This is a genomic window from Prauserella sediminis, from assembly GCF_014195435.1.
GTDB lineage: Bacteria > Actinomycetota > Actinomycetes > Mycobacteriales > Pseudonocardiaceae > Prauserella > Prauserella salsuginis.
Map to the genome: position 1 here is coordinate 886224 of NZ_JACIBS010000001.1, position 11525 is coordinate 897748.

The 11525-nt window shown below is 71.8% G+C and carries 12 protein-coding genes; 6 read left to right on the forward strand and 6 right to left on the reverse strand.

The window, feature by feature from the left end; all coding sequences use genetic code 11:
• Nucleotides 1-25 precede the first annotated feature (25 nt).
• From cofD to FB384_RS03970, 4 genes are read left to right on the forward strand one after another with little or no spacing between them, the layout of a single operon-like run.
• Nucleotides 26-1027 carry a 2-phospho-L-lactate transferase gene (gene cofD, locus FB384_RS03955; RefSeq protein WP_183779235.1) on the forward strand — a complete coding sequence of 334 codons (1002 nt, stop codon included), beginning with the start codon at nt 26-28 and terminating at the stop codon, nt 1025-1027.
• Complete coding sequence (locus tag FB384_RS03960) at nt 1020-2357, forward strand: coenzyme F420-0:L-glutamate ligase (protein ID WP_183779237.1); 1338 nt, start codon at nt 1020-1022, stop codon at nt 2355-2357. The genes cofD and FB384_RS03960 overlap by 8 nt, the downstream gene beginning before the upstream one ends.
• Nucleotides 2358-2897 (forward strand): NUDIX hydrolase, encoded by a 540-nt coding sequence (locus FB384_RS03965; RefSeq protein ID WP_183779239.1) that lies wholly within the window; start codon nt 2358-2360, stop codon nt 2895-2897.
• Nucleotides 2898-2940: 43 nt separating this feature from the next.
• Nucleotides 2941-3315 (forward strand): GntR family transcriptional regulator, encoded by a 375-nt coding sequence (locus tag FB384_RS03970; protein WP_183779241.1) that lies wholly within the window; start codon nt 2941-2943, stop codon nt 3313-3315.
• A 300-nt stretch (nt 3316-3615) separates the two neighbouring features.
• On the opposite strand, the gene FB384_RS03975 is transcribed toward FB384_RS03970, so the two are convergent.
• From FB384_RS03975 to FB384_RS03990, 4 genes are read right to left on the reverse strand one after another with little or no spacing between them, the layout of a single operon-like run.
• Nucleotides 3616-4413 (reverse strand): putative hydro-lyase, encoded by a 798-nt coding sequence (locus FB384_RS03975; protein WP_183779243.1) that lies wholly within the window; start codon nt 4411-4413, stop codon nt 3616-3618.
• A complete protein-coding gene (locus FB384_RS03980) occupies nt 4410-5354 on the reverse strand; it encodes a 5-oxoprolinase subunit C family protein (RefSeq protein ID WP_183779245.1) in 945 nt (314 codons plus the stop codon). The genes FB384_RS03975 and FB384_RS03980 overlap by 4 nt, the downstream gene beginning before the upstream one ends.
• Nucleotides 5351-6013, reverse strand: a complete 663-nt coding sequence (pxpB, locus tag FB384_RS03985) for a 5-oxoprolinase subunit PxpB (protein ID WP_183784930.1) — start codon at nt 6011-6013, stop codon at nt 5351-5353. The genes FB384_RS03980 and pxpB overlap by 4 nt, the downstream gene beginning before the upstream one ends.
• A 44-nt stretch (nt 6014-6057) precedes the next feature.
• On the reverse strand, nt 6058-7416 hold the full coding sequence (locus tag FB384_RS03990) for an NRAMP family divalent metal transporter (protein ID WP_228725957.1): 1359 nt from the start codon (nt 7414-7416) through the stop codon (nt 6058-6060).
• A 120-nt stretch (nt 7417-7536) separates the two neighbouring features.
• On the opposite strand from FB384_RS03990, the gene FB384_RS03995 reads away from it, so the two are divergent.
• Complete coding sequence (locus tag FB384_RS03995) at nt 7537-8247, forward strand: GntR family transcriptional regulator (RefSeq protein WP_183779247.1); 711 nt, start codon at nt 7537-7539, stop codon at nt 8245-8247.
• A gap of 493 nt (nt 8248-8740) precedes the next feature.
• Here the strand turns inward: FB384_RS03995 and FB384_RS04000 are convergent, their stop codons facing one another.
• Nucleotides 8741-9637, reverse strand: coding sequence for a DNA-3-methyladenine glycosylase family protein (locus FB384_RS04000; RefSeq protein ID WP_183779249.1), 897 nt, complete (start codon nt 9635-9637; stop codon nt 8741-8743).
• Nucleotides 9630-10718 carry a mannose-1-phosphate guanylyltransferase gene (gene manB / locus FB384_RS04005; protein WP_183779250.1) on the reverse strand — a complete coding sequence of 363 codons (1089 nt, stop codon included), beginning with the start codon at nt 10716-10718 and terminating at the stop codon, nt 9630-9632. The genes FB384_RS04000 and manB overlap by 8 nt, the downstream gene beginning before the upstream one ends.
• Nucleotides 10719-10866: 148 nt before the next feature.
• On the opposite strand from manB, the gene FB384_RS27440 reads away from it, so the two are divergent.
• Nucleotides 10867-11508, forward strand: a complete 642-nt coding sequence (locus tag FB384_RS27440; RefSeq protein WP_407676060.1) for a hypothetical protein — start codon at nt 10867-10869, stop codon at nt 11506-11508.
• The last annotated feature ends 17 nt before the right edge of the window (nt 11509-11525 follow it).

Genomic DNA, 11525 nt, shown 5'->3' on the forward strand with positions numbered 1-11525 from the left:
CACAGGCGACGAAAGAGGCAGGGTCGTGAAGGTCGTGGTCGTGGTCGGCGGAGTGGGCGGTGCCCGCTTCCTGCTGGGGGTCAAAGCCGCGCTGGGGCTGCCGCCGACGGGAGAACCGGACGCGGGGTCGGAACACGAGGTCACGGCGCTGGTGAACACCGGCGACGACGTGTGGATGCACGGGCTGCGGATCTGCCCCGACCTCGACACGTGCATGTACACGCTCGGTGGTGGTGTCGACACCGAGCGTGGCTGGGGTCACGCCGACGAGACGTGGTCGGTGAAGGCCGAGCTGGAGGCCTACAACGCGGATCCGACGTGGTTCTCGCTCGGCGACAAGGACATCGCCACACACCTGGTGCGCTCGCGGATGATCCGCGCGGGCTATCCGCTGTCGGCGGTCACCGAGGCGCTGTGCGCCCGTTGGCAGCCCGGCGTGCGGCTGCTGCCGATGTCGGACGACCGGGTGGAGACGCACATCGTCATCGACGACCCCGAGGACGCGACGAAGCGGAAGGCCATCCACTTCCAGGAGTGGTGGGTGCGGCACCGGGCCGAGCCGCCGGCGCATTCGATCGTGCCGGTCGGCGCGGAGGAGGCCGCTCCGGCGCCGGGGGTGCTCGAGGCGATCGCCGAGGCGGACGCGGTGTTGTTCGCGCCGTCCAACCCCGTGGTGTCGATCGGGTCGGTGCTGGCCGTGCCCGGCATCCGTGAGGCACTGCGCAAGACCGAGGCGGGTGTGGTCGGCGTGTCCCCGATCATCGGCGGGAAGGTGCTGCGCGGCATGGGCGACGCGTGCCTGTCCGCGATCGGGGTGGAGACCTCCGCCGAGGCCGTGGGTGCGCACTACGGCTCGCGGCAGACCTCCGACGAGGGCCTGCTCGACGGCTGGCTGGTGCACTCGGGCGAGCGGGTCGACGTGCCGGGCGTCGCGGTGCGCGCGGTGCCGATCATGATGTCCGATGTGGACGCCACAGCGCAGATGGCGCGAGACGCGCTCGAACTGGCCGGGGTGCATTTTGACTGACCACGCGGGCGGGCGCGTCGAGATCCTGCCCGTCGAGGGACTGCCGGAGTTCCGCCCCGGCGACGACCTCACGGGTGCGATCGCCGCCGCCGCGCCCTGGCTGCGCTCGGGCGACGTCGTGGTGGTCACGAGCAAGATCGTGTCCAAGGCGGAGGGCAGGCTGGTCAGGGTGCCGTCCGATCCGGACGAGCGCGACGCCGCCCGGCGCGAGCTGATCGACGCCGAGTCCGAACGCGTCCTGGCGCGGATCGGGCGGACACTCATCACCCAGAACCGCAACGGGATCGTGCAGGCCGCCGCGGGCGTCGACGCGTCCAACGTGAACCTCGACGAGATCGCGCTCCTGCCCTACGACCCGGACGCCTCGGCGCTCGCACTGCGACGCGGCCTGCGCGAGCGTCTCGGGGTCGAGGTCGCCGTGCTCATCACCGACACGATGGGCCGGGCATGGCGCAACGGCCAGACCGACGAGACGATCGGTGCCTCCGGGCTGCGCGTCCTGCACGCCTACGAGGGCGAGGTCGACGACCACGGCAACGAGCTAGCGGTCACCGAGATCGCCGTGGCCGACGAGATCGCCTCGGCCGCCGACCTGGTCAAGGGCAAGCTCGGCGGACTACCGGTCGCGGTGGTGCGCGGCCTGGAGGTCGGCGACGAGCAGTCGACGGCACGCGACCTGGTGCGGCCCGCCGACTACGACCTGTTCCGGCTCGGCACCAACGAGGCGATCGCCCAGGGCAGGCGGGAAGCGGTGCTGACACGGCGGTCGGTGCGCGAGTTCACCGGCGACACCGTGGACCCCGAGGCGCTGCGGCGTGCCGTCGGCGCGGCACTCACGGCGCCCGCACCGCACCACACCCGCCCGGTGCGGTTCGTCCGGCTGCGCGAGACGGGCACGCGGACGAAACTGCTCGAAGCGATGCGCGAGGCGTGGCGCAGCGACCTGACGGCGGACGGCTTCACCGACGAACAGATCGAGAAACGCCTGCAGCGCGGGGACATCCTCTTCGAAGCGCCCGAGGTGATCGTTCCCTTCCTCGTGCCGGACGGCGCCCACACGTATCCCGACGAGCGGCGGGGCGCCTGCGAGAACACGATGTTCACGGTCGCGGGCGGCGCGGCCGTACAGGCCCTGCTGGTCGCGCTGGCCGCCGAGGGACTCGGCTCGTGCTGGATCGGTTCGACCATCTTCGCCGCCGACGTCGTCCACACGAGCCTCGGGATCGACCCGTCGTGGCGGCCGCTGGGCGCCGTCGCCGTCGGACATCCGCCCGAACCGCTCGCCCCGCGCCCACCCCGTGATCTCGACGACGGATACCTGGAGCTGTGAATGGACGCCCTGCACACCGCCGCGACGTCCACACTGGACACCTGGAAACCCGACACGGCCGCCCAGGAATCGCTGCGGCAGGCCTACCTCGGCCTTCTCGCCGCACGCCCGGACGCGTGTGCGCGCTCGTGCGAAGCGGGCCACCTGACGGCGTCGGCGATCGTGCTGGACGCCGCAGGCGAGCACGTCCTGCTGACGTTGCATCCGCGGGTCGGCCGATGGCTGCAGCTCGGCGGGCACTGTGAACCCGAGGACCCGTCGCTGACCGCGGCGGCGCTGCGGGAGGCGACCGAGGAATCGGGCATGTCCGGGCTGACGATCGAGGACGACCCGCTGCGGCTCGACGTCCACCCGATCACCTGCTCACTCGGCGTACCCACACGGCATTTCGACGTGCAGTTCCTCGTGCGTGCACCCGCGGGCGCCGAGCCGGTGGCCAGCGACGAGTCCGACGACCTGCGCTGGTGGCCGGTGCGCGCGCTGCCGCCCGGCACCGAGGACCTCACCGAGCTCGTGGCCGCCGCGCTCGACAGGACGTGACGAGTTTGCCCGCGTCAACCAGGGCATGCGAGGGTTTCCGGCGATGAGCGAGACGGAGCCGCTGGTCGGCGTCGACCCGGAGTCCAAGGTGCCGCCGTACGAACAGGTGCGCACCGAGATCGCCACGAAGATCAACGACGGCGCGCTCGCCGTCGGCACGAAACTGCCCACCGTGCGCAGCCTCGCCGCCGAGGTCGGCATCGCCGCGAACACGATCGCCCGCGCCTACCGCGAACTCGAAGAAGCGGGCCTGATCGAGACCAAGGGCCGTTCGGGCACGTTCGTCGCCGCCACCGGTGACCGCACGCGGATCCGCGCCCGCGATGCCGCCCGGCGGTACGCCGACACGGCACACAAGCTCGGGTTGAGCGACGACGAGGCCATCGCCATCGTCACCGCCGCCATCCGCTCCCACTGACGCTCTTGTCCTCCCCCGGAACCCCGGGTTGTTCCCACCCGTCGCCCACCCCGACGAGGCAGCCGCGAACAAGTCGCGGGTGACCCGTAGGCGGCAACCGTCGTGTTGCGCTTTCCGGAGCTCGTGTTGCGGTTCCCGGGGACCGGGTTGCGGGTTGCGGGGACCGGGTTGCGGGGACCGGGTTGCGGTTCCCGGGGACCGGGTTGCGCTTTCCGGAGCTCGTGTTGCGGTTCCCGGGGACCGGGTTGCGGGTTGCGGATTCCCGAGCCCGGCCGCGCCGCCGGAGCGGCGTCCGGCGGGTCAGCCGCCGACGAGGTAGTCCGTGTCGCGGGCGTCGGTGATCGCCATGTGCCCGGGCGCGTGGCCGATCGCCAACGGCGGCTTCGAACGCATCACCGCCGCCTGCGGGGTCACCCCGCAGGCCCAGAACACGGGCACCTCGCCGGGTTCGATGCGCACCGGATCGCCGAAATCGGGCCGCGCGAGGTCGTCGATCCCGATGAGCCCGGGCTGTCCGACGTGGACGGGCGCACCGTGCACCCGCGGGTAACGCGCCGTCACCCGGACAGCCCGCTCGACCAGGCCTGCCGGGATCGGGCGCATCGACACCACCAGCGGCCCCGCCATACGACCTGCCGGGCGGCACGCCACCGACGTGGTGTACATCGGCACGTTGCCGCCGTCCTCGATGTGCCGTACGGGCACACCGGTCTCCAGCAGCGCGGCTTCGAACGTGAAGCTGCAGCCGATGAGGAACGTGACGAGATCGGTGCGCCACAGGTCGACGACGTCGGTGCGTTCGCCGACGAGCTCGCCGTGTTCGTACACCCGGTAGGCGGGCAGGTCGCGGCGCAGGTCACCGTCGAAGATCGGCAGCGACACCTCGCCGGGCTCGGTGACCCCGAGGACCGGGCACGCCTGCGGGTTGCGCGTGGCGAAGCGGTGGAAGTCCTCGGCGATCGGCTGCGGCAGCGAGATCAGGTTCGCCTGTGTCCATCCCGGACAGTGACCGGCCGTTGGCGTCCGCAGGCCGTCACGGTAGGCGCCCCGTGCCTCGCGCGGATCGGTGAACGCGTCCGGGGTGCGTGATGCGGTCATGACGGCCTCCCTGAGCTCGACGGTGCAGACCGGTTCGCGGACGGCCACACGGCGCCTGATCGCGGTGTGGCGGGGTGCGATGTGCGGGCCCGGACGAATCGCACCCGCGTCCCGGGCCGCAGCTGGGCCGCGGCGTCCACATCGGAGGCGACGACCACGGCGATCACCGGATAACCACCGGTGACGGGATGGTCGGCGAGAAACAGGGTCGGCTTCCCCGAGGGCGGCACCTGCAATGCGCCCGGCACCATGCCTTCGCTCGGCAGTTCGCCCACGCCCGCGCGCGCCAGTTCGGGACCGTCGAGCCGCGCGCCGACCCGGTCGCATTCCGACGTCACGGTGTAGGGCTCGGTCAGCAACGTCTGCAAGGCACGGGAGGTGAACCAGTCGTCGCGCGGGCCGGTGACGACCCGCAGCGTCGCTTCGGCCTCCGCGATCGGACGTCCCGGGGCACCGTCGACGACGGGGAACCGCGCGGGCGCGGGTCCGACGGGCAGCACGTCGCCTTCGCGCAGCAGCTGCGGGCCGAGGCCGGACAGCAGGTCGGTCGACCGCGATCCGAGCACGGCCGCCGGGGCCAGTCCCCCGCGCACGGCGAGGTAGCTGCGCAGGCCACGCGGGGGCGCACCGAGGCGGATCTCCGCCCCTGCGGGTACGCGCAGCACGCTGTCCGGCGCCGCGCCGCGGCCCGCCACGGTGACCGGGCACGGCGCCCCCGTCACCGCGACCGTCAGCGGCCCCTGCGCTCTGGCGGCGAATCCGCCGAAGGTGACTTCGACGCAGGCCGCGTCCTCGTCGTTGCCGACGAGCCGGTTCGCCAGCCGCAGCGATCCGCGGTCGGCGGCGCCCGAGACACCGACGCCGATGCCCGCGTTTCCCGGCCTGCCCAGATCCTGCACCGTCGCCAGTGGACCGGGGGCGAGGACGTCGAGACCCGTCACGCGTCACCTCCTGCCGTCCGAGCCGTTCGCAAGTCCGCGGGCTGTCCGGGTTCGACCGCCACGAACCGCACGCGCACGCCGGGCCGCAGCAGTGCCGGCGGGTCGCGGTCGACGTCCCAGGTCACGAGGTCGGTGTGGCCGATGAGCTGCCACCCGCCGGGTGAGGAGCGCGGGTAGACGCCGCTGAACGTGCCGGCCAGCGCGACGGATCCGGTGGGCACGCGGGTGCGTGACTCGGCGCGGCGCGGCACCTCGAGCCTCGGCGACCCGCCGGTCAGGTAGCCGAAGCCGGGTGCGAACCCGCCGAAGGCGACCGTCCAGTCGTGTCCGGTGTGTTCGGCGATCACGTCGCGTTCGGACAGTCCGGTGTGGTGGGCGACGTCGGCGAGGTCGGGACCGTCGTAGACGACGGGAATCTCCAGCAGCTCGCCGTCGGACCGCGCCACCGCAACGGGTTTCGCCTCTCGTACGGCCCGTTCCACGGCGGCGGCGTCGGTGCGGCCGGGATCGAACCGCAACAGCAACGTCCGGGCCGCCGGGACGAGGTCGACGACACCGGCGGGCCGGTCGGCGTCGAGCGCCGCGTGCAGTGCCAGGACGTCGTCGAGTCCGGCCGCCTCGACGAGCAGCGCCGTGTCCCCGCACGGCAGCACCCGCAGCGTGGTCGTGTCCATCGGCTCCTCCAGCCCGGCGCCCGGTCGCGTCAGCTCCACAGGTCCGCGATGCCGCTGAGCGAATGCCACCCGAGATACAACGTCAACAGCCAGGCCGCCACACCGATGACCAGCAGCCAGCGTGGATACCGGTAGCCGCCGAGCAGATCGCTGCGCCGCCCCGCGACCCACATCACCACGCCGAACCCGACGGGCAGGATCAACCCGTTGAGCGCGCCCGCGAGGATCAGCAGCGTCGTCGGTGCCTGGTCGAGCAGGACGAAGCCCACCGCCGAGACGACGATGAACCCGGCGACGAGCCAATTCTGCCGCCGCTTCAACGCAGGCGAGAACGACACGAGGAACGATACCGACGTGTAGGACGCCCCGATGACCGACGTGATGCCGGCCGCCCACAGCACCATGCCGAACAGGCGCATGCCGACCTCACCCGCCGCGTGGCCGAACGCCTCCGCGGTCGGGTTTCCGCCCGCCAGCGTCGCGCCTCCGGCGACGACACCGAGGATCGCCAGGAACAGCACCACCCGCATGACACCCGTGACCAGCAACGCCGTCACGGAACTGCGGGACACGCGCGCGACCTCGTCGGGGCCGCTGACGCCCGAGTCGATGAGCCGGTGGGCGCCCGCATACGTGATGTAGCCGCCGACGGTCCCTCCGATCAAGGTGGTGATCACCAGGACGTCGATCGTGTCGGGCACGACCGCCTGCGTCATGGCCTCGCCCACGGGCGGGGACGAGACGACCGCGACGTACGTCGTCAGCGCGATCATCACGAAGCCGAGCACGACGACGAGCCGGTCCATCGCGACGCCCGCGCGTTTGCTCGCGAAGATGGCGATCGCGATGACCGCGGAAATCGTCCCGCCGATCTTCACGTCGAGCCCGAACAGCGCGTCGAGCCCGAGCGAGGTGCCCGCGACGTTGCCGATGTTGAACACGAGCCCGCCGACCACGACGAGCGCAGCCATCAGATAGCCGATGCCGGGCAGCACCTTGTTGCCGAGCTCCTGCGCGCGCAGCCCGGAGACGCCGATGACGCGCCAGACGTTCAGCTGCACCGCGATGTCGACGACGATCGAGATGAGGATCGCGAACGCGAACGCTGCGCCGAGCTGCGCGGTGAACTCGGTGGTCTGGGTGATGAAGCCGGGCCCGATGGCGCTCGTGGCCATCAAGAAGATCGCACCGGCCAGTGCGCCACGCGAAGTGGCGCCTGCCAGCGCGCCCTTGCCGGTCTTCGCGTCCGTTCCGGCCGGCGCGCCGGCTCCTGTCTGCTCGTCGGTGCCGGCGCTGTTCCCGCTGGTGGTGCCGTCGTCGCGGTCGCCGTTGTCGTCGTTGTCGCCGACGTTGTTGCGGTCTTCGCCGCTGCCCACGTGGTCGGCCATATCGGTCTCCCGGGGTCGAGGGGTTTCGCAAAACGGTAGCGAGTTGTTCAACAATCCGACAAGGGGGCAATTTGATTGGTACACTTCGTGGTCCCGACACACGGAGGTCGACACCCGCCGATGGGCAGCCCCAGCACACCCGACCAGGCCGACCCCGACCCCTGGTCCGACCTGCTCGCGGATAACCGCTCGGTGCTCGACCGAACCAGCACGGCCGAGCGGGTCGCCGATGCGCTACGGCAGTGGATCATCGACGGGCGGCTGCGCCCGGGCACCCGACTGTCCGAGCACAGCGCGGGCAAGGCACTCGGGGTGTCACGGAACACACTGCGCGAGGCGTTCCGGCTGCTGGTGCACGAACGGCTCCTGGTGCACGAATTTCACCGCGGCGTGTTCGTCCGCGTGCTGGACGCCGACGACGTGACCGACCTGTACCGCACCCGCCGCCTACTGGAGACGGGAGCGATCAGAGCGGCATCGGACATCCCGCAGGAGCGGTTGGCGGCGATCACCTCGGCGATCACGGCGGCCGAGGAGGCCGCCGCCGAGGAGCGCTGGCTGGACGTGGGCACCGCGAACATGCGCTTCCACCAGGCGATCACGGCGCTCGCCGGCAGCCCGCGGGCCGACGAGATCATGCAGCAGCTGACGGCGGAACTGCGATTGGCTTTCCACGCGACGTCGGCGCTGCGCAGGTTCCACGAGCCGTACATCGAGCTGAACCGCCGCATCGCTCGCCTGCTGGCCGACGGCGACCTCGACGCCGCCGCCCACGCCCTGGACGACTACCTCACCACGGCCCAGCGGCAACTCCTGGACGCCTTCGCCTGACGCTCTCCCGCGTGTCCTGCATTCGGACCCGCGTGTTCTGCACTCAGACGCCCGTGTCCTGCATTCAGGCACACGTGTTCTGCATTCAGGCACACGTGTTCTGCGGCCGAATACGCGAGGGATACGTCCGGCCGCGGGCGGGATGCAAGGTACTCCGCCCGCGTCTCGAGTGCCGCCGAGAACGCGGGCCCGTGCTGTTCCGGAACCGATGCAAGGAGCGCGCCGAGGTCATGATGTCGTCGCCGACATCCCACACGCGATCCGCGATGCCCGCCGCCATCGCGGCCCAGTGCAGGCATGGAGGACAGTCCGTGCCCCGGGAAACGCAACACGGCCCCTGGAGAAGACAACACGGACCGTTGGGCACATCGCGCGGGCACGCGTCGATGAGGGGCCGGCAGCCTGGCGACGGGCGGGGCACCACGGGCAGTCTGAACGCAGGACATGCGGTACTGAACGCAGGACACGCGGTGCTGGGTGCAGGACACGCGCGTCAGATGGCTCGATAGTCGCGGATCGGATAACGGGGGCCGTAACGCGGGCGCGTGTGCCCCGCCGCTTCGAGGTAGCGCACCACGCGGTGGCGATGCGGGGCGTACGGGGCGAGGACCTCGTGCATACCGGCATCGTCGAGTTCGCGGCCGAGCAGGGCGTGGCCGACGACCGCAGGGATGTGGAAGTCGCCGAAGCTGACCGCGTCGGCGTCGCCCCACGCCCGCTGCGCCACCTCTGCGGCCGTCCAGACGCCGATACCCGGCACGGTCCGCAACAGGCGCCGGCCCTCCGCACCGCCCAGTGACACGGCCTCTTCCAGACGCCCCGCGACGGTCGCCGCAGCACGCAGCGCCCTCCTGCGCGCCGAATCCACACCGGACCGGTGCCAATTCCAATCCACAATGGACAAAACAGCTGCAGGCGTCGGCGGTACGCGCATACCGTCCGGCGCAGGCCCCGGAGCGGGATCCCCGAACCGGCGGCACAGCTCACGCCACGACCGGCGCGCCTCGTATCCGGTCACCTTCTGCTCCAGCACCGCGGGCACTAGCACGTCCCACACCCGCCGCGTCGCACCCAGTCGCAGCCGCGGAAGTGCCCGCCGCGCCCGCGCGACCGCGTCGTGATGGGACACGAAACCGGAGTCATCGTCGTCGGCGCCCAGCAAGGCGGGCAGTCCGTCAAGGACCGTCTCGGCACCGTCACCCCACGCGATGCCGACTATGTCCACATCGGATCGCGACAGGCGCAGCGTCGCGGGACCGCCCGCGGTGTTCGCCGTCAGCCAAACTCCGCCGTCACGCCGGAAACACGGGTCGGCATGTCCGCGCCGCAGCGGCGCCAGCACGGCGTCGAGGTCGACGTCGAATTCGGGCCGCCACCGGCGTTCACGCATCGCTGGAGAACCGGATCGCACCGGGTGGCAGGTCCATCTTCGGCCACACGCGCGCGCCGTCGAGGAGTTCACAGCCCGCGCCGACGCCCGCACCGTCGCCGACGGCGACACCGCGCAACACCGCACCCTCGCCCACGCGGGAACCCGCGCCCAGCACGGACCGCTCCACCACCGCTCCCGCCTCGACCACGGCGCCGTCGAACAGGACAGACCCCTCGACCCGCGCACCGGTGCCCACGACGGAATCCGCACCGAGCGTGGACCCGCCCGTGACCTCCGCGTCGGCCGCCACGGACGCGCCCGCGAGCCGGAGCGACTCCCCCGTCGGCCCCGCCAGTGCCGACGTCGGCGCGACACCGCGCACGAGGTCGGCGCTTCCCTGCACGAACGTCTCGGGGGTGCCGACGTCGAGCCAGTACGAATCGTCGACGAACCCGTGCACGTGGGCGCCCGCCTCGAGCAGCCCGGGGAACGTCTCCCGCTCGACCGACACCCGCCTGCCCGCCGGGATCCCGCCGACGATCTCGCGCCGGAACACGTAGCACCCGGCGTTGACCTGGTCCGTCGGCGGATTCGTTGTCTTCTCGAGGAATGCCTTCACCCGGCCGTCGGCGTCGGTGGGAACGGAGCCGAACCGGCTCGGGTCGGCGACGCGCTGCAGGTGCAGAGTGACGTCGGCGCCCGCGTCGCGGTGCGTGCCGACGAGCGCGCCGATGTCGGTCCCGGACAGGATGTCACCGTTGAAGATCACGACGTCGTCGCCGCGCAGCCGCTCGTGGACGTTGCGGATCGCCCCGCCGGTGTCGAGCGGTTCGTCCTCGACGACGTATTCGAGGTCCAGGCCGAGCGCGCCGCCGTCACCGAAGTGCTCCTCGAACACCTCGGCCTGGTACGACGTGCCGAGAACCACATGTGTGATCCCCGCCGCGCGGATCCGTGAGAGCAGGTGCGACAGGAACGGCACACCCGCCGTCGGCAGCATCGGCTTCGGCGCGGAGAGGGTCAGCGGGCGCAACCTGGTGCCTTTGCCGCCGACGAGCACCACGGCGTCGACCGCACCGCCTCCGGACGAGGACCCCATTCGAGCCTGCACCTACCCTTTCTCGTGCCAGCCGGCGACAAACCGGGGGAAACGCTGACGGTATCGAACCGGAGGGCCTACCCTAGTGGCAGAATCCGGCGGCCCTTTCACCGAGAGGGCCTGGTCGACCATCGGGGAGGGCGAGGGCATGGACCCCCGCGATCGAGCGGACGCCGTACTGGCTCGGGCGCAGCGGCGCTCGGGCGTGGTGACGCCGGACAACATGCAGTCGCCGATGGACTCGTCCGACACTCAGGTCATCCCGTCCTCGGTCGTCCGCAGCGCCGCCGAACAGGACCCCGACGCCACGGCCAAGGTGCCCGCGTCGGTGATCGAGCGCAACGACGAGAGTCACCTCTCCCGGCCGTCGCCGACCGTGCCGCTGAACCAGCGGGAGGCCGCGGCGGCCGCCGCGGAGTCGCCTGCCGGGACCGCCGGCCCCGCTGCCGGGAACGCCGCGACCCAGAACACCGCTCCCCAGAACGCGCGGCCGGGCGACCCGGCGCCGGCACTGTCGGAGACCGCGCGAACCCAGCCGCTGGCCACGCAGGGAGCCCAGCCGGTCGACACCGCGGACGCGCCACCGGACATGACGTTCACCGGCGCTCCGGTGACCCCTGTGGCCCCGAACGCCTCCCGGACGCCGGGCGACGGGCCGGACACCGCCGATTCCACGGGCGATGACGCGGGAAGCGGGTCCGGCGACGCCGGAGGCGGGTTCGTGCCCACCACGAAGGTCGAACCGGGCACCGGCACGTCCGAACTCGCCCGCCGGCTCGAAGGCCTGTGACAACGGGCCGGCGCGTG